The sequence below is a fragment of the Pseudoalteromonas sp. 11L1 genome, assembly GCF_055397545.1.
The window spans coordinates 3,259,221-3,285,629 of sequence record NZ_AP041141.1; the positions used below are offsets into that span (position 1 = coordinate 3,259,221).

Below are 26,409 nucleotides of genomic sequence, written 5' to 3' on the forward strand. Positions count from 1 at the left end.
AAATAATTAGATACCACAGGTGTAACCTATACCCATAAAAATTAATGGGTAAACAGACAACCTGTAAAGCTAGGTGGAGCACGACAACCATGTGCAGCTTGCACGGGTTGCTGAACTTTAGCCTCGCTAAAAGCAAAGGCTGCTTTACGGAGGATTATTCCAGCACGACGCGCTGGAAACATGTGGAACAATAGCCAACAAAGGCCAATAAGTAACTGACACGATAAGATAGGATGAGCTAAGAATTCGGCAATAGTCAGTAATAATGGCTCTATAAAAAAGCCATCACTGATCAATGCTTCAAGCCTAAAGGCATCCTCAATAGCGCCACTAAGCAACATAACGGCATTAAAAACTAATAATGTTATAGCCACACTCACGCCTCTTTTCGCTTTATTAAAGCGCTCATGCAACACTGACTTACCTAAGGTAAGCAAAGCGCTGGTATGAAACAAAGAAAATGAGTTCAAAAACATTAACCTATTAAAATGACTAATAACAAAATTTGGCATACACCGTGGCAACAAAAACAGGTTGCAGCCGTAAAGCCTTATACAGTGACATGAAATACAGTCTCAACGCATTAGCACTATTTGGCTAAGCTAGTTTTGATCCGCATCAATAGAACTTTCAAAACTTACTGAAAGTTCGGGCATGAGTATAACAAAGAGAGTTTTCTGTTCAAGATAAAAACACGATTATTTTATCAGCTGATGATTTATTTATGGCGATATAAATAAAAAACCTCCCGTAGTGAGCTACGAGAGGTTTTTTGTTTAAACAGAAATAAATCTATTTAAAGAATTTGGTTTTCTTTCCATACTTGCTCTTTGGCTAGACGCTTTTTGCGTTTATCACATGGATCATCGCAATCACATGCTTTATCAATACCTACAGAGCCTAGGCCTCCGCAGCTACTCGCCATCGATTTTCTTTGAACTATCATGCCTATCGCCATCGCAGCGACAATTAAAATAAGTAAGCCAAAGGTTAGAAAAAAAAGTGACATTGCTTAGCCCCTATTGTTCAGCAATAAAATGAGCTCAAATAGCGTATTTGAGCTCCTTACATTATATACCCTCATGCTAAGGATATAAACCTAAAGACTATAAATAAGGCTTAAACGCAGGACTTGAATAAGTGACTAAACCATCAGGCGATTTAGCAATTAAATACACTGGCAAATCATGCTGCTGCGCATAACGTTGTGCTTTTTCCATACCCATAACCGTTAAAGCAGTCGCTAAACCGTCGGCCGTCATAGCGCTAGGGTGTAAAACTGTAACAGAAACTAAGTCATGCTTAATTGGCATCCCTGTCATAGGATCAATAAGATGAGTATAGGTTTCGCCATCCATAGTATAAAAGATTCGATAATCACCTGAAGTGGCAATACCGTTATTACCTGGTGCAAGTACACGGTGTACTTTTCGCTCACCTGGGTTAGCATCAGGTTGTTCAATTGCTATTCGCCATGCTTGATTGTCTGGTTTTGTACCAGCAATACGTAACTCCCCGCCAATCTCAACCATGTAATCTGTAATGCCTTTGCTTTGTAATAGCTCAGCCACTTTATCAATACCATAGCCTTTTGCTGTAGCTGAAAACGACAATTCTAAATCAGCCATCGTTTTTGCTAAGCCTTGCTCGTTAAGGACCAACTTATCTATACCAATGTTATTGATCATATTTGCCAGAGCTTCATTCGTTGGGCGCTTTGTTGGTTTTTTATCTGGGCCAAACCCCCATAAATCTATCAACGGCCCCATAGTCACATCTAGGGTCTTAGTTGAATTACCTATACGCATAGATTCACTAATAACTGCCCTGAAGTCATCACTGATTGGCATTACTTCGTTCGCATCTAAACGGTTAAAGGTGTTTATTTCTGACTCTTCGATATAGGTCGACATAGACTGGTTGATATCAACTAAAACCGCATCGATTTCTGCTTGTACTGCTTGAGGGTCAACTTGCTCAGCGTAAAACTTAATGTGGTAAGTTGTACCCATCGTTTTACCTTCTAAGTAGGTTTCCTCTGGGACTGATTTTCCACATCCAGATAACAGTAAAGTCAGCGTGATTATAAATAAGGCGATTATGCCCTGGGGAGTATTTACTTTGTTCATAACAACCCTACTTAATAGGTTAAAAATTAATATAAAAAAGCCTCGTCACATAAAATGCGACGAGGCTGGTATTTTAACTAAATTTAATCAGTTTGGGTATTAGCCACCGAAATCATCTAGTAAGATGTTTTCTTCTTCAACACCTAAGTCTTTAAGCATAGTGATAACAGCCGCATTCATCATTGGAGGACCACACATGTAGAACTCACAATCTTCAGGCGCTTCGTGATCTTTAAGATAGTTCTCAAATAACACGTTATGGATAAAGCCAGTGTAGCCTTCCCAGTTATCTTCTGGTTGCGGATCTGAAAGCGCAGTGTGCCAAACGAAGTTTTCGTTTTGCTCAGCTAGGCCGTCAAAATCTTCAACATAGAACATTTCACGTTTAGAACGCGCACCATACCAGAAACTAATTTTACGCTTAGAGTTTAAACGCTTAAGTTGGTCAAAGATATGTGAACGCATTGGTGCCATACCTGCACCACCACCTACGAATACCATTTCAGCGTCTGTGTCTTTAGCGAAGAACTCACCAAATGGACCAGAAATAGTTACTTTATCACCTTCTTTAAGTGACCAAATGTACGAAGACATTTTACCACATGGTAGGCTTAGGTTTCTTGGCGGCGGCGTAGCGATACGCACGTTAAGCATGATGATGCCTTCTTCTTCTGGGTAGTTAGCCATTGAGTAAGCACGAATTGTTTCTTCGTCTACTTTTGACTCCAGATCGAAGAAACCAAAATGGTTCCAATCGCCACGATACTCTTCAGGAATATCGAAATCTGCATATTTAACATGGTGAGCTGGCGCTTCGATCTGGATGTAACCACCCGCACGGAACGGCACTGACTCGCCATCAGGAATTTGTAGCTTAAGTTCTTTAATGAACGTCGCTTTGTTATCGTTAGAGATAACTTCACAATCCCATTTTTTAACACCGAAAATTGACTCTTCAAGTTCAATTTCCATGTCGTTTTTAACATTAACCTGACACGCTAGGCGACAACCTTCACGTGCTTCACCTTTAGAGATGTGGTCAAGTTCAGTTGGTAGAATATCACCGCCGCCTTCTTTAATGTGTACGCGACACTGGCCACAAGAGCCACCGCCACCACATGCAGAAGATACGAAAATACCTGACTCAGATAGTGCACCTAATAGCTTACTACCTGCTGATGTTTTAATGGCTTTGTCTGCATCGCCATTAATGCCGATGATGATATCACCGCTTGCAACTAGCTTAGATTTAGCACCAATGATGATTAAAACTAGTATTACAACGATAGCGATAAAAACACCAACGCCTAAGAAAATATCCATGATTGACCTCGCTATTATTACAGTGAAATACCAGAGAATGACATAAAGCCAAGACCCATCAAGCCAACAGTGATGAAGGTAATACCTAAACCACGTAAACCATCTGGTACGTCTGAATACTTCATTTTCTCACGGATACCTGCAAGTAATGTAATTGCAAGCGCCCAACCCACACCAGCGCCAATACCATAAACAACAGACTCGCCGAAGTTATAGTTACGCTCAACCATGAAGGCTACCGCACCAAAAATTGCACAGTTAACTGTGATTAGTGGTAAGAAAATACCTAATGCGTTGTAAAGCGGTGGGAAGAACTTATCTAATGCCATTTCAAGAATTTGCACTAGTGCTGCAATAACACCAATGAAAGTTAAGAAACGTAAAAAGCTAAGATCTGCTTCTGGGTAACCAAGCCACTCTAGTGAACCTGGTGCTAATACCGCATGGTAAACCAAGTTGTTAACCGGTACTGAAATACCTAATACAACAATAACCGCTACACCTAGGCCAATTGATGTAGTTACTTTTTTAGACACGGCTAAGAAAGTACACATACCTAGGAAGAATGCTAACGCTAAGTTTTCAATAAAAACGGCTTTTACAAATAAACTAATATAATGTTCCACTTATCGCCCCTTACGCTTTAGCTTCTACTTGGTCTTTCTTATAAGTACGAAGTACCCAAATGAATAAACCAATGATGAAGAATGCACTCGGTGGTAAGATCAATAGACCCATAGGTTGGTACCAACCACCATTTTGTACTAATGGAATAATATCAACACCGAATAGTGAACCTTTACCGAATAACTCACGAATAAAGCCAACAGTAAGTAACACTACAGAGTAACCTAAGCCATTACCAATACCATCAAGGAAAGACATTAATGGCGGCGACTTCATTGCATAAGCTTCAGCACGACCCATTACGATACAGTTAGTAATGATTAGACCAACGAATACTGATAACTCTTTTGCCGTAGCGTAAGAGAAAGCTTGTAGTACTTGGTCAACCACGATTACTAATGATGCAATAATCGTCATCTGTACGATGATACGTACTGATGATGGGATATGGTTACGAATAGTCGAGATAAAAAGGCTAGAGAATGCAGTTACCAAGGTCAATGCAATTGACATGATTAATGCATTTTTTAAGCTAGACGTTACCGCTAGCGCAGAACAAATACCAAGTACTTGTAATGCGATTGGGTTGTTAGCGAAAACTGGACCAAATAGGACCGCCTTCATTTCTTTAGTATCAGCCATTAGTTCAATGCTCCTTTACGTACTTTCGCAAGGAAAGGGCCAAAGCCATTTTCGCCAGTCCAAAAATCAACTGCATGGTCAACACCATTAGACGTTAATGTAGCACCTGAAAGACCATCGATCTTATGCTCATCACCGGCTGCAGTCCCTTTAACGATTTGGATTGGTAACTCTTTACCTTCCCACGTTGCAGTCCACTGTGGGTTTTGAATTTCACCACCTAGACCAGGTGTTTCGTTATGTTTGTAGAAAATGATGTCTTTAATAGTTTCGCCATCGCTTTCAAGCGAGATAAAACCGTACATTAAACCCCATAAACCATAACCCTGAATAGGAAGGATGATTGCATCAGTAGAGCCATCGTCTTTTTTAGAGATATAAACAGGCGCACGCTTGGTAATACGTTGAATACCGGCGATGTCTTTAATACCATTCTCTTTTAAAGATTTACTTAAATCAGCATCGTATTTGCTTTTTTCAAAGTCAAAATCTTCTACCGGCTCAGCAAACTCACCACTTTGCATATCAACAAAGCGAGTTTCGATTTTAGCATCAAACGTTTCGGCAACGTTATCAACTTTGCCAATACCAGCAGCAGCTAAGATATTGCTTTGAATATCTTTTGCTTTATTTGCTTTTTGCAGAGGGCGTAGTTGTACAGATGTTAGCGATACAATAACTGCACACACTAAACATAATGAGACAACAACAGCTAGCGTTTTGCCAATTGATTCGTTATTACTAGACATTACGTGCCAACCTCCGCTTGATATTAGCTTGCACTACAAAGTGATCGAATAAAGGTGCAAACAAGTTAGCAAATAAGATTGCTAGCATGATGCCCTCTGGGTATGCAGGGTTAACAACACGGATCATGATAACCATAAAACCAATAAGCGCACCGTATGCTAATTTACCTTTATCAGTAAATGCAGCAGATACAGGGTCAGTTGCCATAAAGAACATACCGAATGCAAAACCACCCAATACCATGTGCCAGTACCAAGGCATAGCAAACATCGCATTGGTTTCAGAACCAATGGTGTTCAGTATTGATGAGGTTACTACCATACCTAGGAATACACCTAGCACGATACGCCAAGACGCGATGCGCACGTAGATTAGGAATAAACCACCAATAAGTACAGCTAGTGTAGACGTTTCGCCCATAGAACCTTGAATGAATCCGTAAAACGCATTCCACCAAAGCTCAATATCAGTCGCGTAATTTAACGTACCAGCAAACGCTTGACCAAGCATAGTCGCGCCAGAGAATGAATCTACGGCAGTCCATACTGTGTCACCTGAAATTTGTGCAGGGTATGCGAAGAATAAAAACGCACGACCAGCAAGCGCAGGGTTTAAGAAGTTACGGCCTGTACCACCAAATATTTCTTTTGCTATAACTACACCAAAAGTAATACCTAGCGCAACTTGCCATAAAGGAATCGTTGCAGGCAGAATTAATGCAAACAATACAGAAGTTACGAAGAAACCTTCATTAACTTCATGCTTACGCACAGAAGCAAATAACACTTCCCAGAAACCACCGACAATAAAGGTAGTTGCATAAATAGGTAGGAAGAAACAGGCTCCGTAGAACATTTTCGCCCCCCAGCCTGCATCAACGGTTAATTCACCGCCAAGTAACTGGAATAAACCTACTTGCCAAATATTCGCTAGCTCAAAGCCATTACCAAGTGCAATTGCAGCTTGATGGCCAATATTGAACATACCAAAGAACATGGCAGGGAACGTCGCCATCCACACTAAAATCATCATGCGTTTTAGGTCGATGTTATCACGAACGTGAGTTGAACCTTTGTTTACGTAACCTGGCGTGTAAAAAATAGTCGCAGCAGCTTCATACAGCGCGTACCATTTCTCATGTTTACCACCTGGTTCAAAATGTGGTTCGATATCTTCTAAGAAAGTTTTTAAGCCCATTTTAGCCTTCCTTCTCGATCGTAGTTAAGCAATCGCGTAGGGCTGCGCCGTACTCGTATTTGCCAGGACAAACGAAGGTGCATAACGCTAAATCTTCTTCATCTAATTCAAGCGCACCTAATGAAATTGCACTGTCTAAATCACGAGACAATAAGTCACGTAATAAAAGCGTTGGCAAAATATCAAGTGGCATAACACGCTCATAGCTTCCAAGTGGAACCATGGCACGTTTTGAACCGCCCGTAGACGTTGTCATTTTAAATAAACGACTCGGTGTAAGGTGAGACAAGAATGTACGCGTTACAGAGAATTTATCACTACCTGGTGCAATCCAGCCAAACAATTCTTTTTCGCGACCTTCAAGTAATACAGATACTTGAACGTGGTAACGGCCTAAGAATGCATGAACACCAGACGACGTAGCACCTGCAAGTACAGAACCAGAAATAACACGGTTATCACCGTCTTCTAATTCACCTGCTACTAAGTCATCTAATGAAGCACCTAATTGTGTTTTCACTAAACGAGGATTCTTAACACGCGGACCTGCAAGCGAAATCACACGGTCTGTGTAAATTTCACCAGTAAGGAAAAGGTGACCATACGCAATAACGTCTTGGTAACCAATGTGCCAAACTTGCTTACTAGCAGATACTGGGTCAAGGTGATGGATATGTGTGCCAACAAGGCCAGCTGGGTGCACGCCACCAAACTCATGTACTTCTACTTGAGCAATAGGTGAACTAGGAACTTGACTGCCTGCTTGCTTACAAACAAATACTTTGCCATCGGTTAAACGTGACACAACAGCCAAACCTGCTTCAAACGCTTTCGCATTTTCAGCAATAACTACTGCAGGATCTGCAGCAAGTGGATTGGTATCGATAGCTGTCACAAAAATAGAGCTAGGATTTGCATCCAATGCCGCTATTTTACTAAATGGGCGAGCACGAAGTGCTGTCCATTGACCCGATTGAACTAGTACTTCTTTAGCTTTTTCACGGTCTAAGCTGTTAAGCTCAGTTTCCGAGAAAGAACCAAAGGTGATTTGCTCACTGCCGTTTACTTCAATAACAACAGATTGCAGAACACGTTTAGCACCGCGATTAATTTCTTTTACTGTACCAGAAGCTGGTGCAGTAAATAATACGCCTGGGTTCTTTTTATCTTCAAAAAGTACCTGGCCTTTTTTGACTTGGTCATCCACACGAACATGCATGGTTGGACGCATACCGATAAACTCTTCACCTAGCACAGCTACACGTTTGACGGCAGAACCATCATGAATAACTTGCTGAGGTGCGCCCTCTAAGGGTAAATCCAGACCTTTTTTTATATTGATCATACGCACTTGCACTACATTAACGGAAAGAAACTGAAAAATCGTACCAACCACGCCGCTATTTGTATTATTGCAAGCTATAAAATGACTCGCTATAGATACCAAACAAGCAGCGCAGTAAAACTCCTCACATATTGCTTTGATTTTAACATTATTGTGACTGACTATGCGAGTGTATTTATGAAAATTATACGAGAGAAACGTTTATTTAGTTTTGTAATTCATAATTAATAAAATACAAGCTAGACCAAAGTGGTAAATAAACCAACAAATAGCAAAATTTTTTTCAAATCAAGGCTAAAAAAACAAAAAAGTCGCACTAGGCGACTTTTTCAAAATCGGATTACTAGCGACAGATTAATCAATCATATTTGCAATTGGCGCAATAGGATTAACATCTTGCTCGTAATCAACCGTATCAATGCCAAAACCAAACAAGCGTAAAAACTCATTATGGTAGCCCACGTAATCCGTTAACTCATCAATTGAACTTGTGTCTACACTATCCCAAATAGTTTGAACACGTGCTTGAACGTCATCTTCCAGCTCTTTGTAGTTTTGGAATAAATGTCCGCCCTCATCAAAACGTGGTGAATCACCGTATAGGTTTTCATTAAATAACGCATGAATTTGCTCAATTGTGCCCTCGTAAGTGCCATCAGCCTTCATCACTTTAAATAGTGCCGAAATGTAAAGCGGCATTATTGGGATTGCCGAGCTTGCTTGGGTAACAACCGCATTAAGTGAAGAAACGTAAGCTTCGCCATTTAAATCTTGGGTAGCGGCTTTAATAGCTGCAGTGGCACGGTCTAGGTCTTCTTTTGCCTTACCTATGGTTGCATGTCCATATATTGGCCAAGTTAGTTCTTTACCAATGTATGTGTAAGCCGTTGTTTTAAAGTTATCTGCTAGTACATCAGCGTCTTTAAGGGCGTCAATCCACATTTCCCAGTCTTCGCCACCCATTACTTTAATGGTGTTGTCGATATCGTCTTGGTTTGCTGCTTCAACAGTTACTTCATCAATTTCACGCTTTGACGTATTCAAGTTTTTAGTCGTTACCGCATTACCAATTGGCTTAAGTGTTGAAGAAAACACTTCCCCTGTATTTGGATCAGTACGACGAGGTGATGCTAAGCTGTAAATAATACAGTCAACTTTACCTAATTCAGCTTTAATGGTGTCGATTGTTTTTTGTTTGATTTCGTTAGAAAACGCATCACCATTAATATTTTTAGACCATAAGCCTTCAGCTTCAGCGGCTGCTTGAAATGCCGCCGTGTTATACCACCCCGCAGAGCCTGTTTTACGTTCAGTGCCTTCTTTTTCAAAGAACACACCTAATGTTTTAGCGCCACCACCAAATGCAGCGGTAATACGAGATGCAAAGCCATAACCTGTAGACGCACCAATAACTAATACATTTTTAGGCGCATTTTTTAATGCCCCTTGTTGCTTTACGTAATTAATTTGTTCTTGAACATGCTCTGCACAGCCAACTGGGTGTGCATTGGTGCAGATAAATCCGCGAATTTTAGGCTTAATGACCATTGATCATCCTATATCTTTTACAATAAAAATTAGCGCTAGTTTAAAGGCTAAAACAAAAAAAACTGATCTGATCAGTTACGCACTGCTCAAACCACCTTCTAGCTACCTGTTATCCAACTTTTGAGCCGCCCATGCAATTAGGTGACTGCGGGGCTTCACCGTCGTGCTCTGTAAATTCCTCAGGAGTATAAGTGTGCATAGCAAGCGCATGAATATGATTTGCCAGCTCATCTTTTAAAATTTCATTAATTTCACGATGACGCTGCAATAATCGCTTACCAGCGAATTCTTCACTGACTACAATCACTTTAAAGTGAGATTCAGTCCCCGCACTGTGCATATGGCTTTCGTTAATAACATTTAAATGCTTACACGCAATAGCATTTGCTAGCTTGTCACGTATTTGTTGTTGCATTGACATAAAAACCATCCTCAAAATTCAGTTATATGGTTACTATAACAACTGCGGCTACACCATGGCTAATGCTATTTAACTGAAACCATTATTAATATAGCGAAACGTTAAACTGATCCGCGGGTGTTTAAGTGTTGTTTGTTTAGGCAACGCATGTTGATAATTTTGTTGACTCTGCCCGCTCATTATTAAACAACTACCACTTTGTAATTTGATGTTAGTAATGCTGTTGCTTACTTTGTGTTTAAGTTTAAATAACCGCTCTGCACCAAGCGACACACACGCTATGGTAGGCTCAGGCCCTAGCTCAGCCTCGTCATCGCTATGCCAACCCATACAATCGTGGCCATCCCGATAATAATTAACCAAAATTGAGTTAAATGGTTGCTGTAGGTGATTTTCTAAACGTGTTCGCATGGCAAGTAATACGTCTGGCCAAGGCTCTAAGTCGAGTTTATGCCCAGAATAACCGTACTCAAGATTTTCTTCGCTGATAAAACATTGTAGCCTAGGTATTGGCCCCGTTTTACCAAACACTGTAATGTTTGGCTGTTGCCAATTTAGGTTTTGCTGCAAATAATAAAATAAATCGAGGCTTTTTTGTGCGCTAAGTACCTTACTTTGATAAGAAAAGCCATTTGGTAACAGTTGGGGGTTGGCGTTTGGCGGTTGCATGTTAGAATTTACCTATCATTTGATTACCGATCATTAAACTATTATGACTACGCAAGCTACGCTCGGCGATAACACTTTTACTCTTGAACGCTTTCCTTTGGATCAAAAAAACCGCAGCTTACAAGCGTGGGATTCAGCAGACGAATACCTTATTGACTATGTTAATGAACACTACCCTGATTGTCGCTCGTTACTGATCTTAAACGACAGCTTTGGTGCACTTAGCTGTTACTTTAGCAAGCAACAATTAACAGTTTGTTCAGTAAACGACTCATATATTAGCCATCAGGCGGCTGCTTATAACTTAGCGGAAAACAAAATCGCGACGACTGCGTTTAGCCAGCTTGATAGTTTATCGGCTCTGCCTGAGCAAGTAGACCTAGTGTTGGTAAAAGTACCACGCACGTTGGCTTTTTTACAATATCAGCTATCTGAATTAAGCGAGGTGCTCGCGCCAGATACGCCAGTTATTGGTGCTGCAAAAACTAAAGACGTGCATAACTCTACTATTAAAGCATTTGAAAACTTTATTGGTGAGACGAAAACAAGTCTTGCAGTAAAAAAATCACGTTTAATTATTAGCCAAGCCGCTGGCGGTTATAAAGGCGCAGATTTCCCAGTCAGCTGGCCACTTGAAGGCACTGATTTTACAATAAGTAATCATGCCAATGTGTTTTCGCGTGATTCACTTGATATTGGCGCACGTTTCTTTTTCAATTACTTGCCGCAAACAAATAAAGTCAAAAATATTATTGATTTAGGCTGTGGTAATGGCGTGGTTGGTTTAATGACATTAGCGCGCTGTCCTAATGCTCATATTAGCTTTGTTGATGAGTCGTATATGGCGGTTGAATCAGCTCGACTCAACATTGAATTAAACATGGAAGACAAGTTTGAACAATGTACCTTTATAGAGAATGATTGTTTAACCGACTTTGAACGTGAAAGTGCCGATATTGTATTGTGTAATCCGCCATTTCACCAAGCACAAGCGGTTACCGACCACATCGCGTGGCAAATGTTTAAACAAGCAAAAGACACATTAAAAGAAGGTGGCGAGCTGCGTATTATTGGCAATCGTCATTTAGATTATCATGACAAACTAAACCGTATGTTTGGTAACTGTACTTTATTAGGCTCTAATAAAAAGTTTGTGGTACTCAGCGCAACTAAAAATAGTGGAACGTTATAAATGAAACTCATAAAGATATTATTGAGCTGTTGTACTTTAGTGGTTTTTTCGGGATGTGCCAATCAGCCTAATCAGCTTATTCTCAACCCTGTGTATAAAAGTGGACAAATAAGCTCAATCAATAACAGCTTAAACACCAGCGTGATTGATTTACGTGGTGACAGTGCAACCTTAAAGCTTATTGAATCAAGCAAAACAAAAACCATTGCCAGCACGGGTATTACTGAGTCAGTTAAAAGTGCGCTAGACAGTGCGCTTAGTCGCAATGGCGCTAGCATTTCTAATTTAGCGCAATTGCGCTTTGAGTTAGATATTCATGCACTGCAAGCTGTGGTTACAGAAAAGCTAATGAGCCATACCAGTGATGCCAAGATTGAATTTGAAGTACGAGTGATTCGCCCTACAAGTAATTTCAGTAAGCGTTATAGCGGTAATGCTAATTTATCTGGACCACTTGGTCATGATAGGGCAAAAATTGAAGGTCAGCTCAATAAGTTGACTGAGCAGTTAATTACCCGCATTGTATCTGACCCTGAATTAATTGCATTTTTAGAAGGTTAATAATGAAGCAACTTTTTTTAATCTGCGTAAGCTTATTTTTTAGCGTAAATAGTTTAGCGGCACAAGAAGGCCGCTTTGTGCAAAAAGATAATATTTTCCCTCGAGTAGAAATTGTGACATCGTTGGGCAGTATTGTGGTTGAGCTAGACCGCTCAAGAGCCCCTATTACGGTCAATAACTTTTTGACTTATGTGTCTGATAAAAGCTATCAAGGCAGTGTGTTTCACCGTGTAGAACGCGATGTAGAAAATGATCGTGATTTTGTAATTCAAGGCGGTGGTTATGATAAAGATTACGATGGCCTGCATGAAAACGACCCTATTTTTAATGAAAGCGGTAACGGCTTAACTAACGATATGTATAGCATTGCTATGGCCTATCAAGATCGAGAACCACACTCAGGAACGCGTCAGTTCTTTTTTAATATGGATGACAATGACCATTTAAACCCTGGACGTGATTGGGGATTTGCCGTGTTTGGCAGTGTTATGGAAGGTTATGAGACGCTCGATAAAATCATGGCTGTAAAAACGGGTTTTAATGACAAAATTGGCTACAACTTTGTCCCTGAAAAACCGGTTGTTATATTAAATATCAAGGTGCTTGAACAAGTTCCTTTATAACTTTTTATCAGAGCAGCTTTGGCTGCTCTTTCTATTAGCCAATGAGCCCCTATGAATAGCACACTTTCTGTTCGCGAATATTTTTCTTATTTTAAAGATAAACGTTTAATTAATGTTTTTATATTTGGAATGAGCAGTGGTTTTCCGTGGGTGTTAATTGGCTCGGTAATGTCGGCTTGGCTTAAAGATGAAGGTTTGAGTCGCAGCATGATAGGCTTATTTGGCATTGTGTTTGGTGCCTACAGTATCAATTTTTTATGGTCGCCTTTAATAGATCGCACTAAACTGCCCTTTTTGTACAACTGGCTTGGTCAGCGCCGCAGTTGGATCTTGTTTTGCCAAAGCTTTATTTTGCTTGGCACGTTACTACTTGCAGGGCTTGATCTAAAAGCAAACCTAGCGATTGCCGCCGCACTTTGCTTGCTGATCGCCATAGCCTCTGCAACGCAAGATATTGCTATAGATGCTTTTCGAATAGACACTCTTAGTGAAAATGAATCTCACAAAGCCACCGCAGCCGCCGCAATGGCTACATCAGGTTGGTGGACAGGTTATGCTTTATTAGGGGCTGTGCCCTTTTATATGGCTGATATGCCAAACATAGACTGGCCGCAGGTCTATTATTTTTTATCTGCCATTATGCTGTTATTAATTAGCTGTGTGTTTTGGGCTAAAGAACCAAAATCAAACCGTGAAGCTGTTCATGCCGAGCTAGAGCGTGTTTATCTTGAAAAGCTTGCGGCAAGCAAACAAACACCACTAACGAAAATACTCGCATGGCTGGGTGTCACCGTGGTTGACCCATTTAAAACCTTTTTTGCTAAAAATGGGGTTAAAACTGCACTAGCACTGCTGGCGTTTATTTTCTTATTTAAAATTGGTGAAGCATTTTTAGCACGAATGTCGATTGTATTTTATAAGGAAGTGGGCTTTAGTAATACCCAAATAGCAAATTACTCCAAGCTAGGCACGGGTTTAATCACTATCGTATTTGCCTTTTTAGGCAGTATTTTTAACCACAAATATGGCATAGTAAAAGGCCTATTTATAAGTGGCATCGCCATGGCTGCATCTAACTTAATGTTTTCTTGGATTGCCTTAGCAGGACCGCAGGAACACTTATATGCAATGGCAATTGTAGTTGATGGCTTTACCCAAGCTTGGTCTTTAGTGGCGATGGTTGCTTTTATATCTATGCTGTGTGACAGAGCATTTAGCGCCACTCATTATGCGCTACTGGCATCATTGGGTAACTTAGGGCGGACATTATTATCGAGTTATAGTGGCGTAGTTATTGATGATTGGCTGATGGGAAATTGGTCATTATTTTTTGTTTTAACAGCACTTATGGTTTTACCTTCATTGATATTTTTATATCTAATTAGGCACAAACTATATGCATTAGAGCAAAATTATCATAATAGGTAATACCTAATGCATCCCTGCATTAGTATTAGCTGTAGACGTTAGATTTAACTTTACGATTACAGCCTAAAAGCGTTAATCAGCTTTAATTAAGCTTAATGCTTCATACGGGTCAACTTCTAATGCATTGCAATAGCGAACAAACTCAATCACATCTAAGCGACGTTCTTGGTTTTCTATTTTGCCTATAAAAGAATGTGGCGTACCCAATATTTGCGCTAAGCTGCGCATTGTGTAGCCTTTTTCATGGCGCTTAGTTTTAAGCCACTTTGTTAGCTTTGCATTTTCTTCCGAAGATACGGTTTTACCCATCATATACAACTCCTACTCGTTGTTTAACTATACATATTGCAAAGTGCTCAATGCCGTCAACATTGTAAGCCCACTGAGACTAACTAAGACACAGTGTAAACGCTTACAATTTAAACAAAAAAGATTCTCAAATATGTATTAACTCTTTATTATTGTAAAAATGAAACCTTGCCCGTCTCATTCTTGGATACATTATATACCATTCACCGTTGATCTGAATGATTAATTAGTAATTCTGCGATTAAAGTCTAACAACAAATATTTACTAAGTCTGAATAAGGTTAAATATTTTATAACTTTTTTGTTTCATTTAAATATAAGCTGTTTATTATTAAGGTCTATTGACCCTAACTTAAAGAGGTTAAATCATGTTTAGACTACTCTTTTTACTACCTATTATTTTGTGCTTAGGTTGGTACTTTTTTTTACGCCATTATGCTATTCCATTAAAGCAGGGTAAAAAAGGCTTTATCTATATTTTAGTCTTCTCTGCGTTTGTGCTTGGCTTTTTTGTGTTAATGATGCAAATAACAGAGTACAGCCCAACTGAGTTATGATTTTTTAAACACATAAAAAAACCGCTGATTAAGCGGTTTTTTTGAATAACGATATTTTTATACGCTAAAACTAGCGCCACAGCCACATGTCGTGGTGGCATTAGGATTAGAGACAAAAAAGCGTGCCCCTTCTAATCCTTCGGTGTAGTCAACTTCACCATCAACTAAATACTGGATACTCATAGGGTCAATGACTAAGGTAACCCCGTTTTTAACAATTTCTAAATCGCCCGGGTTTGCTTTTTCATCAAAAGTAAAACCGTATTGAAAACCTGAACACCCACCGCCTGTGACATAAACACGCAGTTTTAGATCTGGGTTTTCTTCTTCGTCGATTAACTGTTTAACACGCACAGCGGCTGCGTCGCTAAACTTAATGGGTAATTCTTCAGACATCTTATAACCCTCAATACCTTAATACTAATGCACGAGATTATCTAATACCTGAGTATTTTAATCAAGTATAGTTAATCTATGCTTTCACGCTCCAATGCTAACATGGCTTGTTTAGCTCACTCTGTGAATAGGAGCAGTATAAATTAAATTTAAATTAATCTGTTGTTAAAAATCTCAAGGACTTCCCTAGACTATTTTGATAAACTTGGCGCCTAAAAATGCTACGGGGAAATAAAGCATGTGGCTTGAGCGACTGAGACGTCGATTAGCAAAACCAAAAACATCCGTACAATTATGCTTATTAGGCGTAAGTGCCGGATTAATTGCTGCATTTTTTATTATACTGTTCCGCTTAACCATTTTATTTTTTCAAAGCTTATTTCTAGAAACCCCTGACGATTTTACCACTCTACCCACTTTAGAACGGGTATTAATGCCCTTAGTGGCAGCGTTATTAATAGCTACATTTGCCGCTTTCACTGGTTTTAAACATTACCGCTTAGGTATTCCTTTTGTAATACACAGAATTAAGCGCCATTACGGGCAAATGCCACTGTATAACACGGTTAATCAGTTTGTTGGTGGTGCGCTGGCACTGATCAGTGGTTTTTCTGTTGGCCGGGAAGGCCCATCAGTTCACATGGGAGCAGCAGGGGCAAGCATATTAGCAAATAAATTACACTTACCTCACAACGCTATGCGTACCCTCAGTGGTTGTGGCGTTGCCGCGGGAATTGCTGCGTCGTTCAATACCCCGCTTGCTGCGGTTATTTTTGTAATGGAAGTGGTGCTCAGAGAATACAAAGTGCATATTTTTGTGCCGATAATGCTCGCAGCCGTTACCGGTGCATTAGCCACTCAATTTGTATTTGGTGAAGGCTCAGAACTTGCGCTAATAAGCATTGCCCCCTTAAGTGGATGGCATTACCCCTATTTAATTTTGTGCGGCATGGGGCTGGGCGCGGTGGCTTATGCTTTTAACCAAAACTTAATGCTGATCATTAAAACCTTTAAACCATTAAGTATGTTTCCACGTTTAATAATTGCAGGGTGTATTGCCAGCTTAATTGCTTACGCAGTTCCACAAGCAATGGGCTCGGGTATGAGTGCGATAACTATTGCGGTAGAGTCACCTGAAAATATTCAACTACTCACCACTATTTTAATTGCCAAGTTATTAGCCACTTTGTTTGCTATTGGCTTAGGTATCCCTGGTGGGTTAATTGGTCCCGTTATTGGGCTTGGCGTTTTAACCGGCACTTTAATGGCATTTTTTGCCCAGTTTATTAGCCCTGGGACTGACATAGCAGGCACTTATGGCGTGCTTGGCATGGCAGGCTTACTGGCGGCAACGTTGCACTCCCCCTTAGCAGCACTGACCACCGTGATGGAGCTGACCTCTTCACCGGAAATTATTGTACCGGCGATGATCGTCATTACCACCGCCTACGTTACAGCTTTGCAGGTATTTGGTAACCGCTCTATATTTTTACAGCAATTAGACTTTCAGGGATTACCTTACCATGTATCTCCGGCCACTGAGGCATTACAAAAAGTAGGGGTGATGGATGACATGGATGAAGACTTTAAATTGCTCTACTCCGATGATAAAGAGCAAATAAAAAACAGTCTAGATGCCATGGACAGCCAAACACCGTTAATTGTGTTTGACGAGGAAAATGGTTATCGCCTAGCCGAATATGACTTAAGTTTAATGTCTGATCAGGCGGTCAATATAAAGTACATTAGCTTACAAGGTATCAGCAGCCAGGCCACTCTTGCAGATGCCTTTGAAATTTTAAATGATAAACGCAGTGGTGCACTTTATGTATATAACTTATTAGATAATCAACAAATTATGGGATTACTAAGGTGGGATCAAATCCATCATATTCTAACCATACGTAACAGTTTACTTTAACAATAATGAGAACAGTATGAGCGCATTATTAATTTACAAAACCTTGCACGTATTTTTTATGATTGCTTGGTTTGCCGGTATTTTTTACCTTCCTCGACTTTTTGTTTATCACGCTATGAGTGAAGAAAAATCGTGTAACTCAATGCTAAAAGTAATGGAACGTCGGCTGCTTTATTTTGTTACCCCCTTTGCTGTGCTTACCGCAGTGTTTGGCGTATTAACTATTGTTGAATACGGCCGCGAATGGTTTCGTTACAGTATGTGGCTGCATTATAAACTAGTGCTGGTAATCATTTTATATATTTATCATGGCTACTGTTTCAAATTATTAGCTGATTTTAAACACGATAGAAATACAAAAAGCGATCGGTTTTACCGAATTTTCAACGAGCTACCTGTTTTAGCGTTACTCGTTATAGTTGCTTTAGCCATTATTAAGCCAAGCTTTTAAATACAGGATTATAAATTACACTGCCAAGTCGCAAACTAAGTTTGTATAATACGCGCGATTGCGTGCTCCTTTATGGATTATCGCGCCTTTTTGAATAACTAGGAATAACCCCATGTTCAGTTTCCAAGGTGAAAATATACTCTCTGTTAATCAACTCGATCGAGACTGTATTGAACGCATATTTGCTGTAGCAAAAAAAATGGAGCCATACGCAAAAAAACAAAAGCGTACCAATGTGCTTGAAGGCGCTATTTTAGCGAATCTATTTTTTGAACCTAGTACGCGTACTCGTGTTAGTTTTGGCACTGCGTTTAACTTACTCGGTGGACTGGTTCGTGAAACCACCGGTATGCAAAGCTCTGCGCTTGCTAAGGGCGAGTCACTATATGATACCGCACGTGTTATTTCAGCCTATGCTGATGCGGTTGCAATGCGCCATCCAGACTCAGGTTCGGTAGCTGAATTTGCAACAGGTTGCAGCGTACCAGTAATAAATGGTGGCGATGGACCCAATGAGCACCCTACTCAAGCGCTGCTTGATTTATTAACCATTGAGCGAGAGCTTAACCGCTTCGATCAAAATATTGATGGTATGCACATTGCGCTAGTCGGCGATTTAAAATATGGCCGAACCGTTCACTCGCTATCAAAGCTATTATGTCATTACAAAAACATTCGCTTTTCAATGGTTGCCCCTAATGGCTTGCAAATGCCTGACTCAATTTTATCTGTCGTTGAAAATGCAGGACATAAAATTGAACTGGTTGATAAAATGGAAGGTAACTTAGCAGCCGATATCGTTTATCAAACACGCATTCAAGAAGAGCGTTTTCCGTCGCAAGAGGAAGCCAACAAGTACCGTGGTGGATTTAGAATTAGCCAGTCTATTTACAATAGCCATTGCAAACCTAATTCAGTATTAATGCACCCGCTTCCTCGCGATAGCCGTTTAGAGGCAAACGAACTTGATAACGACTTAAATGCTAACGACAATCTAGCAATATTCCGCCAAGTACAAAATGGCGTTCTTATTCGTATGGCACTGTTTGCTTTAACCCTCGGCGTAGAAAACAAAGTTGAGCAGTATGAAGTAGACGTTCCTTGGTTTAGCCGCAAACGCGATAGCTAAGCTCTTATTTTTAAAGTGATAAAACAATAGGATTTTTCATGAAAATTAGCCAAGACTTATTTAAACGAGCTCAAGACTCTATTCCTGGTGGCGTAAATTCACCAGTGCGTGCTTTTAATGGTGTAGGTGGTACTCCGCTGTTTATTACTAAAGCACAGGGCGCGTTTACATTTGATGCTGATGGCAACCGTTATATCGATTATGTAGGCTCTTGGGGTCCAATGATTATGGGCCACAATCACCCTGAAATTAAACAAGCAGTGCATGATGCGGTAGAAAATGGTTTAAGCTACGGAGCGCCTACTGAAGCTGAAATTTTAATGGCTGAAAAAGTTAAAGAGCTAGTACCATCAATCGAAAAAGTACGTATGGTAAGCTCAGGTACAGAAGCAACAATGAGCGCAATTCGCTTAGCCCGTGGCTTTACTGGTCGTGACAAAATTTTAAAATTTGAAGGGTGTTACCACGGCCATGCAGATTCACTACTAGTAAAAGCCGGCTCTGGTGCATTAACTATGGGTGTACCTAACTCTCCGGGCATTCCTGAAGATTTAGCTAAGCACACACTCACGGTATCGTTTAACAATATTGAAGAAGTGAAAGCGATTTTTGCTAAATACGCCGATGAAATCGCGTGTATTATTGTTGAGCCAGTTGCAGGTAACATGAACTGTATCCCACCAGTACCTGGCTTTTTAGAAGGACTGCGTGAAGTCTGTGATCAGTACCAATCTGTGCTTATTTTTGACGAAGTAATGACAGGTTTTCGTGTAGCCCTTGGTGGCGCTCAGGCTTACTACAACATCAAACCAGACTTAACCTGTTTAGGTAAAGTAATTGGTGGTGGCATGCCAGTAGGCGCGTTTGGTGGTAAAACAGAAATTATGGATTACATCGCACCTGTAGGCCCAGTTTATCAAGCGGGTACACTTTCAGGAAACCCAATTGCTATGGCTGCAGGCTTAAAATCACTTGAGTTACTAAGTGCACCTGGCGTTCACGAAAAATTAGAAGCTATTAGTAAAGCGATTTGTGAAGGCTTTGAAGCTGCAGCTAAGAAAGCAGGCATTGCCTTAACGACTAACTACGCTGGCGGCATGTATGGCTTTTTCTTTACTGATGCAGAAAAAGTAACTACTTACCAACAAGCCACTGAATGTGATTTAGAGCGCTTTAAAAAGTTCTTCCACTTAATGCTTGAAGAAGGAGTTTATTTAGCACCTTCAGCGTTTGAAGCTGGTTTTGTTTGTGCTGCGCACACAGAGCAAGAAGTTCAAGCAACAATTGAAGCGGCAGAGCGCGCTTTTGCTAAGCTATAAGTACACTTTATAACGTTATTAATTACGTATAAAACACAAATTAATAATAAAAAATTGAAAAAGAGCCCGAAAGGGCTTTTTTTATTTGTAAACGCTTATATTTGAATAATAATTAGACTTTATACGGTCTATGTAGCCTAAATCAATTATAAGAGAAAACTATGTCAGGATTAAGACACTTAGCAGCCCCCGCCATCACACTCATGGCAAATTTAAAATATAAAACAAAAATTAGTGTTGTGTTTGGAATTTTATTATTACCATTAGCGCTGAGCTTATTTTTTTTAGTGTCTTTGCTAGGTAACAGTATTAGTGTTTCGCAAATGCAGCAACAGGGCTTAAAAGGTTACCATCGCATCTTAAGTAACCAAATAGATGGCAACACAGATAAAAATCCACAAGTTGCGCGTGCGTTAGGCTATCAAATCAATAGTACTAAAACTCAGGATATACTCGAGTTTATTTCTATTGAATCTAACTTAGCGTTAGATAACCAGCTTGCAAGCTCCTACCTTAACCGCTCATTAGTACTGCCTTTACCCTCGCTAATTGTCCAAATTAACTTACTAACACGAAGTGCAAACACTGTGATCGATAATAATCGATTTACTCCTGAAACCTTTATTGCGCTATCTAACTTAAATAAATCGTTACCCCTTTATGAAAATCAATTATATAAAACACTTAAAGTAGCAACCGATGCTGATAGCACCGTGAGCGAAGCCTTATCTGCGCCACTAAAACAATTACACAGCGCAATCAATACATTTAAAAACGCCATAGAAAAAAAATTACTCGAACCTGACAACATAGCCTTAACAAAAGCAGAATTTGCGAAGCTCACTAACAATGTAAACACGAGTATTAATACGCTAGTTGAAAAAAGTATCCCAACTCTTGAGAGTCTTATTGAAAAAAAATACGCCTCACAATTGTGGATACGCAACTTAGTATTAGCGGCCTCTGTGATCAGTTTGCTATTTGCTTTATATCTTATGGTCGGCTTTTACTTTGTTGTAGTTGATACTATTACCCAATTTGCTCTTTGTGCAGAGCAAGCAGCCAATGGCGATTTAAACTCGAAGATCAATTCAAGTACTCACGATGAAATGGACATCATTGCCCAAAGGTACAATGCTTTATTACGTGCTTTTACACAGCTATTAGAGAAGGTTAAAAGCAGCACACATTCACTATCTGATGCAACCTACTCCTTATCTCATGTAAGTAGCCAAACGAGTCAGGATGTAGAAAAGCAGCAAAACCGCGTTAATGCTATTAACTCAGCCCTAAGTAATATGAGCCATAGCGCACACAGCGTTGAGGACTCAGCTAATAAGGCAATGCTCACAGCTCAAAAAGCAACAAAACATGTTAAACAAGGCGCAGATAACACGATGAAGCTGGCTAAATACATGCAGGACTTAAAAGTTGAATTTACACACAGCCAGCAATCGCTTAATAAGCTTGCCCAAGATAGCCAAGAAATAAGCAAAGTAAGCAAAGGGATAAGTGAAATAGCCGAGCAAACCAACTTGCTAGCACTTAATGCCGCTATTGAAGCCGCTCGCGCAGGAGATCATGGCCGTGGTTTTGCAGTTGTTGCAGATGAAGTAAGGACACTCGCTAAACGCACACAAACGCAAACCCAAGAAATACATCAAATTATTAGCTCGTTGCAACAAGCATCTGAAGATACACAGCAAAAAATGCATTCTAGTGTAGAAAAAATGGAGCAATCTGTTGATGCCGCAACACAAACAAATCAAGTGTTACAAGATGCAGAATACAGTATGAATATGATTAAACAACAAGGAGAAGAAATAGCCCTGCGAGTAAAAGAGCAATCACAAGCTACGGCACAAGCTCTAGGCGACTCTGAGGAGGTGAGTAACCTAGCTAATCATACGCTTAGTTCGGCACAGTCTTCCTTACAGGATGCTCAGCGATTACAGCAACTATCGGATGATCTGACTAAATCAATGCAATTTTTTAAATCTTAAAAAATTAATAATTGCCCCGTCCTGAAATAATTTGACGGTTTTAATGAGGGGCTTGGTGTGTCAGTACCAAGTTTTTTTATACACTTGATTTGGTATTTTCATACCCAAACTTAAGTACGAACGCATTTCATTTTATATGAATATCAACTCCTCAACAAGCAGCTTAACTCTACCATGTATAACATTTATACAGTAGGAATATTACTTAAATATCCCGTTTCTACGCTCTACTCAGGTGTTTTGATAACAGTTATATCCGTCATCGATGGCTTAATTCTCTCTTTAAATAACTCATCTTGATATACTTCAGAGCAACACTGTAAACCTCTATCTGAATGATGAATCGCGTCACATTTAAAAACGCTATGCTTAATCGTCATATATAGCGCTTTCATTTCATCACTCAGCTCATAATCCATTATTCTCCGACTATAACTATCAGTTACTAATGACCGTTAATATATGCTTTGCGCTTGCTTGTGTGTGAAGTCACCTTTTTCTACTTACTTAACAACGGATAGTTTAAAGCCTAATGTACAATCTCGTTGGGTACGCTTAGCGCCCTTAATTTCAATGGTCTTCATAAATAGATCCTAAATGTGTAAATGCATTTCAGGACAAAAAAAGCTTTCGCATAAAAAAAGCCCTTTCGGGCTTTTTTATTATTTATATTATTGTGATGCTATATAAAGTTTAGAATCGAGCTTCAAACCCTATACGAACATAACGTGGAGTCTGCCAAGAGTAAGCAGCGTCATGGTAAGCATTAACTTCGCCTTCATTTTGCTCGTAATGCTCATTCAAAGAAGCCTCTGACTGACTATTTAATATGTTGAACACATTGATTGATGCTCTCATATCAATATCTGAAACAGTAAAGTCATATGCAGCAGATAAATCTAAGTTAAATGTCCATGGTGTACGACCATTTGTACCACGGTCATGCTTCTCATAGATTTTTTCTTCTTGCTCACATTCACCATTACCATTGGTATCAGGACACTCATTTGTGTAAATGTAGAAAGTATCACCCCAACCACCATTTAGATTTGGATCTTTTGACGGGTAACCTTGGCCGAATAAACTTTTAGGACGACCACTTTGTAATGTTGCATTCCAACCTACAGTCAAGTTTTCAACTGGCTCCCAACTACCAAAGAATTTAAATGTATGACGACGATCATTAGGTTGATAACCCTGAGAGCCATCCATTACAGCTGGGAAGTCGAAGTCTTGTGTAATACCCGCATCAGCTTGGCCAATATCGGATTTAACAGCACCTTCAAAGTTACCAACACTTCGTGCCCATGTATAACCAAACTGGTAACGAATCGTATCAGCCTGATAATTTAAGTTAAACTCTACGGCGGTATATTCATTATTAGCCTTAGGTAAACCAATAGTGTCAGCAGAGTAAGTCGTTAGTGAACCTTCATCTGGAACACCGTCGTTATCAAAGCTTGAATCACCCCAATCAGTACCATTCCAATAGTAACCATCACTATACCAGCTAGAAGATGAACCAGGATTAATCATCACACAATATGGGTAAGCATAACGACCACAGTAATCATCTAATGCAGTAGCAACTTCACGATAAACACCTTTAATACCAACAGTGTACTCATCATTTAGTGCTTGCTGTACACCTAAAATATATTCATCTTTTGAAAATGGTTCGGCTTCTTGCGCTTGGAAAATATCTTTTTCTGGGATAACCGGAACACCACTTACTTGTTGTGAGTTTGCTAAACCGCCTGAGCCAAGAGTATCTGCCAAAGGAGCCAAACCTGTAGGTGCTCCTGTCGTTGCATCAACACCCGTATACGTGTAAGCAGTAGTAATATCACTTACCCCAGAAGCTGCACGGAAAATAGTGTTATTTGCAACAGGTAAGTAATAACGTCCATAAGTACCATATACTTTAGTGTCGCCAGTGCTCGTTGGATCCCACGTGAAACCTAAACGAGGAGCAACATCCGTTTTGAAGCTTGTAAGTAGCTTATCTGTTGTGCCCCAACTATCAAACTCATCTATACGTAAGCCAACAGTTACCGCAAAATCATCTGTTACTTGCCAATTATCTTCTATGTAATAAGCCGTAAGCTCTGACTTAAAGCTACCGCCACCATCAAATACTCGATCTTCAACGTATTGCAATACATTACCAGTATTGTTTGTTAATGCGCCATTATCAGCTTGAAAACTGCCGTTAGCCGCTAGTGTACGGTAATCATAACTGTGGCCACCGATAGGACGACTCACACGCTCAGATTCACGCTCTTGATAATCGATACCAAAGCTAATCTGATGGTCTTGCCAAACATACTCAATATCAAGGCGGTACTGAGTATTTTCATCATTATTTGCACCAAAGCTACCACCAGCACCACAACCAGTGATTGGATTAGAAGTACCACGAGAATCTGTAATACTTGGGCAAATTAAGTTTTCTGATTGCGTTTCATACTCAGTCTCAATTGTACCAGCCATTGCTGTGACAACTAAATCTTCAGTTAGTACACCTGTGTAACTCAAGCTTTGCGCTTCGCCACCACGCTTAAGTAATGCACCATCTTTGCGGTCGCCTATAACACCGTTGTTGTAATCATAAACAGAACGCTCAATATCACGACGATTTGAATAAGCAAAATAGCTTAAGCGATGGTTTTCATTAATATCCCAATCGAGTTTACCACCCCAGAATAAATTATCTCCGCCAGATGCAGATTCTTCTCGGTACTGATCGTTCGGTGAAAATTCATCTCCACCCCAAGTATAAGACGACTCAGTATCACGCGGGTTTATTAAACCATAGAAAAAAAGTGTGTCTTCAATAAGTGGGCCACCAACAGCAAGTGTAACGTCAGTCTTGTTATCAGAGTCATAGCTTTCATCTCTGAAAATTTGACCTGCTCCATTATTGCCACGAGAAATGCTGCCCTCTTCTTGCAAAGAATCAGGTTGGTACTGAACTACAGCAGAAAATTCCCACTCGTTAGTACCGCCTTTTGTAGTTGTATTAATAGTACCACCAGTAGCTCGGCCAAACTTGGCTGAATAACCACCGGTTTTAACTTGAAATTGGTCATAGAATTCAAACGGGACTTCGCCACACCCTAAGCCTTGGCGAGTATTAGTAACTTCTAACCCATTAATATAACATGCATTTTCAGCAACAGAAGAACCACCAAATGACGCTGTATTTCCAAATGCGCTATCGCCTTTTACAGCCCCAGGTGCTAATAATGCAACTGATGTTAAATCACGATTAATTGGCATTCTGTCAATTTCAGCATCTGTAATAACTAGGCCCGAATCAGCTGTTGAAAGATCTATTGATGAAATACGAGCACCAACAACTTGAATTACCTCTGGGCCAGAAGAATCGAAACTGTTTAGGTCAAAGTTAGCTTTTGAATTGGCACCTAAAGAGACTCTAACGCGGTCTTCAGCAACTACAGCATCGCCTTTTAATATTTGTATCTCGTAACTACCTGTAGGCAGAGAGGCAAAGCGAAAGGTACCTTCACTAGAAATACTTAGAGTTCGCTCTAAACCAGTTGCAGGGTTTTTAACTTTTACAGTGTAAGAACTATTATCATTAATATTATTTACAGTTCCTATTACATCAGATGCAACAGCAGGTAATGCTAGGCCTAAGGATGCTGATACGGCAATTGCCGTTATACTTTTCCTAAATATTGATTTCATTATTTATCCCTGTTTGAAATTATAATTATATGCCTTAAAGGCATATTTATAATATGCTTATGAAACAAAAATGCAAACAAAAAAACCAACAAAGTTAACAAAAAACAAACAAATACCCATTCCTTTAAACTAACAACAGGTGAACAATATTTATA

Annotated in this window: 25 protein-coding genes and 1 pseudogene; 10 read left to right on the forward strand and 16 right to left on the reverse strand. The window is 39.9% G+C overall.

Annotation, left to right across the window (positions count from 1 at the left end; genetic code table 11):
• Nucleotides 1-41: 41 nt before the first annotated feature.
• The 12 genes from ACZ5WS_RS15220 to ACZ5WS_RS15275 all read right to left on the reverse strand — a co-directional run bounded on the left by ACZ5WS_RS15220 (nt 42) and on the right by ACZ5WS_RS15275 (nt 10,651).
• Nucleotides 42-470, reverse strand: a complete 429-nt coding sequence (locus tag ACZ5WS_RS15220; RefSeq protein WP_290170681.1) for a hypothetical protein — start codon at nt 468-470, stop codon at nt 42-44.
• A 326-nt stretch (nt 471-796) separates the two neighbouring features.
• Nucleotides 797-1,009 carry a (Na+)-NQR maturation NqrM gene (nqrM, locus tag ACZ5WS_RS15225; protein ID WP_010391098.1) on the reverse strand — a complete coding sequence of 71 codons (213 nt, stop codon included), beginning with the start codon at nt 1,007-1,009 and terminating at the stop codon, nt 797-799.
• A gap of 97 nt (nt 1,010-1,106) precedes the next feature.
• A complete protein-coding gene (locus ACZ5WS_RS15230; protein ID WP_054202029.1) occupies nt 1,107-2,129 on the reverse strand; it encodes an FAD:protein FMN transferase in 1,023 nt (340 codons plus the stop codon).
• 99 nt (nt 2,130-2,228) lie between these two features.
• Entirely contained in the window at nt 2,229-3,452 is a 1,224-nt protein-coding gene (nqrF, locus tag ACZ5WS_RS15235) for an NADH:ubiquinone reductase (Na(+)-transporting) subunit F (protein ID WP_008111899.1), read from the reverse strand.
• Between the two features lie 17 nt (nt 3,453-3,469).
• Nucleotides 3,470-4,078: an NADH:ubiquinone reductase (Na(+)-transporting) subunit E gene (nqrE, locus tag ACZ5WS_RS15240; RefSeq protein ID WP_006791490.1), complete on the reverse strand. Its 609-nt coding sequence runs from the start codon at nt 4,076-4,078 to the stop codon at nt 3,470-3,472.
• A 10-nt stretch (nt 4,079-4,088) separates the two neighbouring features.
• A complete protein-coding gene (locus tag ACZ5WS_RS15245; RefSeq protein ID WP_006791491.1) occupies nt 4,089-4,721 on the reverse strand; it encodes an NADH:ubiquinone reductase (Na(+)-transporting) subunit D in 633 nt (210 codons plus the stop codon).
• The gene (locus tag ACZ5WS_RS15250; RefSeq protein ID WP_008111895.1) at nt 4,721-5,470 is read right to left on the reverse strand and encodes a Na(+)-translocating NADH-quinone reductase subunit C; all 750 of its coding nucleotides are present in this window, start codon (nt 5,468-5,470) and stop codon (nt 4,721-4,723) included. Before ACZ5WS_RS15250 ends, ACZ5WS_RS15245 begins: the two co-directional genes overlap by 1 nt.
• The gene (locus ACZ5WS_RS15255; protein ID WP_008111893.1) at nt 5,463-6,668 is read right to left on the reverse strand and encodes an NADH:ubiquinone reductase (Na(+)-transporting) subunit B; all 1,206 of its coding nucleotides are present in this window, start codon (nt 6,666-6,668) and stop codon (nt 5,463-5,465) included. The genes ACZ5WS_RS15250 and ACZ5WS_RS15255 overlap by 8 nt, the downstream gene beginning before the upstream one ends.
• 1 nt (nt 6,669) lies before the next feature.
• Entirely contained in the window at nt 6,670-8,013 is a 1,344-nt protein-coding gene (locus ACZ5WS_RS15260) for a Na(+)-translocating NADH-quinone reductase subunit A (protein WP_054202028.1), read from the reverse strand.
• A gap of 354 nt (nt 8,014-8,367) precedes the next feature.
• A complete protein-coding gene (fabV, locus tag ACZ5WS_RS15265; protein ID WP_464709645.1) occupies nt 8,368-9,561 on the reverse strand; it encodes an enoyl-ACP reductase FabV in 1,194 nt (397 codons plus the stop codon).
• Nucleotides 9,562-9,670: 109 nt separating this feature from the next.
• On the reverse strand, nt 9,671-9,982 hold the full coding sequence (locus ACZ5WS_RS15270) for a BolA family protein (protein WP_010391086.1): 312 nt from the start codon (nt 9,980-9,982) through the stop codon (nt 9,671-9,673).
• 69 nt (nt 9,983-10,051) lie between these two features.
• Nucleotides 10,052-10,651, reverse strand: coding sequence for an alpha-ketoglutarate-dependent dioxygenase AlkB family protein (locus tag ACZ5WS_RS15275; RefSeq protein ID WP_138569945.1), 600 nt, complete (start codon nt 10,649-10,651; stop codon nt 10,052-10,054).
• 43 nt (nt 10,652-10,694) lie between these two features.
• Between ACZ5WS_RS15275 and ACZ5WS_RS15280 the strand changes: the two genes are divergently transcribed.
• Genes ACZ5WS_RS15280 through ACZ5WS_RS15295 form a run of 4 tightly spaced genes read left to right on the forward strand, consistent with a single transcriptional unit; the run spans nt 10,695 to nt 14,455 of the window.
• Nucleotides 10,695-11,843, forward strand: coding sequence for a methyltransferase (locus tag ACZ5WS_RS15280; RefSeq protein ID WP_193049255.1), 1,149 nt, complete (start codon nt 10,695-10,697; stop codon nt 11,841-11,843).
• Nucleotides 11,844-12,404 carry a YajG family lipoprotein gene (locus ACZ5WS_RS15285; protein ID WP_008111881.1) on the forward strand — a complete coding sequence of 187 codons (561 nt, stop codon included), beginning with the start codon at nt 11,844-11,846 and terminating at the stop codon, nt 12,402-12,404.
• A gap of 2 nt (nt 12,405-12,406) precedes the next feature.
• Nucleotides 12,407-13,027, forward strand: a complete 621-nt coding sequence (locus tag ACZ5WS_RS15290) for a peptidylprolyl isomerase (RefSeq protein ID WP_008111880.1) — start codon at nt 12,407-12,409, stop codon at nt 13,025-13,027.
• A gap of 51 nt (nt 13,028-13,078) precedes the next feature.
• Nucleotides 13,079-14,455, forward strand: coding sequence for an AmpG family muropeptide MFS transporter (locus ACZ5WS_RS15295; protein WP_464709647.1), 1,377 nt, complete (start codon nt 13,079-13,081; stop codon nt 14,453-14,455).
• Between the two features lie 72 nt (nt 14,456-14,527).
• Here the strand turns inward: ACZ5WS_RS15295 and ACZ5WS_RS15300 are convergent, their stop codons facing one another.
• Nucleotides 14,528-14,767 (reverse strand): helix-turn-helix domain-containing protein, encoded by a 240-nt coding sequence (locus tag ACZ5WS_RS15300; protein ID WP_008111877.1) that lies wholly within the window; start codon nt 14,765-14,767, stop codon nt 14,528-14,530.
• A gap of 365 nt (nt 14,768-15,132) precedes the next feature.
• On the opposite strand from ACZ5WS_RS15300, the gene ACZ5WS_RS15305 reads away from it, so the two are divergent.
• Entirely contained in the window at nt 15,133-15,321 is a 189-nt protein-coding gene (locus ACZ5WS_RS15305) for a hypothetical protein (RefSeq protein ID WP_054202023.1), read from the forward strand.
• A gap of 57 nt (nt 15,322-15,378) precedes the next feature.
• Here the strand turns inward: ACZ5WS_RS15305 and erpA are convergent, their stop codons facing one another.
• Nucleotides 15,379-15,717, reverse strand: coding sequence for an iron-sulfur cluster insertion protein ErpA (gene erpA, locus ACZ5WS_RS15310; protein WP_002958911.1), 339 nt, complete (start codon nt 15,715-15,717; stop codon nt 15,379-15,381).
• A gap of 238 nt (nt 15,718-15,955) precedes the next feature.
• Between erpA and ACZ5WS_RS15315 the strand changes: the two genes are divergently transcribed.
• The 5 genes from ACZ5WS_RS15315 (at nt 15,956) to ACZ5WS_RS15335 (ending at nt 22,540) form a co-directional block, all read left to right on the forward strand.
• Complete coding sequence (locus tag ACZ5WS_RS15315) at nt 15,956-17,638, forward strand: chloride channel protein (RefSeq protein ID WP_464709649.1); 1,683 nt, start codon at nt 15,956-15,958, stop codon at nt 17,636-17,638.
• 16 nt (nt 17,639-17,654) lie between these two features.
• Complete coding sequence (locus ACZ5WS_RS15320) at nt 17,655-18,089, forward strand: CopD family protein (RefSeq protein WP_010391077.1); 435 nt, start codon at nt 17,655-17,657, stop codon at nt 18,087-18,089.
• Between the two features lie 112 nt (nt 18,090-18,201).
• The gene (locus ACZ5WS_RS15325; protein WP_054202016.1) at nt 18,202-19,218 is read left to right on the forward strand and encodes an aspartate carbamoyltransferase; all 1,017 of its coding nucleotides are present in this window, start codon (nt 18,202-18,204) and stop codon (nt 19,216-19,218) included.
• Nucleotides 19,219-19,256: 38 nt separating this feature from the next.
• Nucleotides 19,257-20,537, forward strand: coding sequence for a glutamate-1-semialdehyde 2,1-aminomutase (gene hemL, locus ACZ5WS_RS15330; RefSeq protein ID WP_464709651.1), 1,281 nt, complete (start codon nt 19,257-19,259; stop codon nt 20,535-20,537).
• A 161-nt stretch (nt 20,538-20,698) separates the two neighbouring features.
• Nucleotides 20,699-22,540, forward strand: coding sequence for a methyl-accepting chemotaxis protein (locus tag ACZ5WS_RS15335; RefSeq protein ID WP_464709652.1), 1,842 nt, complete (start codon nt 20,699-20,701; stop codon nt 22,538-22,540).
• A 60-nt stretch (nt 22,541-22,600) separates the two neighbouring features.
• Here the strand turns inward: ACZ5WS_RS15335 and ACZ5WS_RS15340 are convergent.
• Nucleotides 22,601-22,992 (reverse strand): annotated as a pseudogene (locus ACZ5WS_RS15340) (IS3 family transposase); the annotation flags it as partial.
• A 241-nt stretch (nt 22,993-23,233) separates the two neighbouring features.
• A complete protein-coding gene (locus ACZ5WS_RS15345; protein WP_178955351.1) occupies nt 23,234-26,254 on the reverse strand; it encodes a TonB-dependent receptor in 3,021 nt (1,006 codons plus the stop codon).
• Nucleotides 26,255-26,409: the final 155 nt, after the last annotated feature.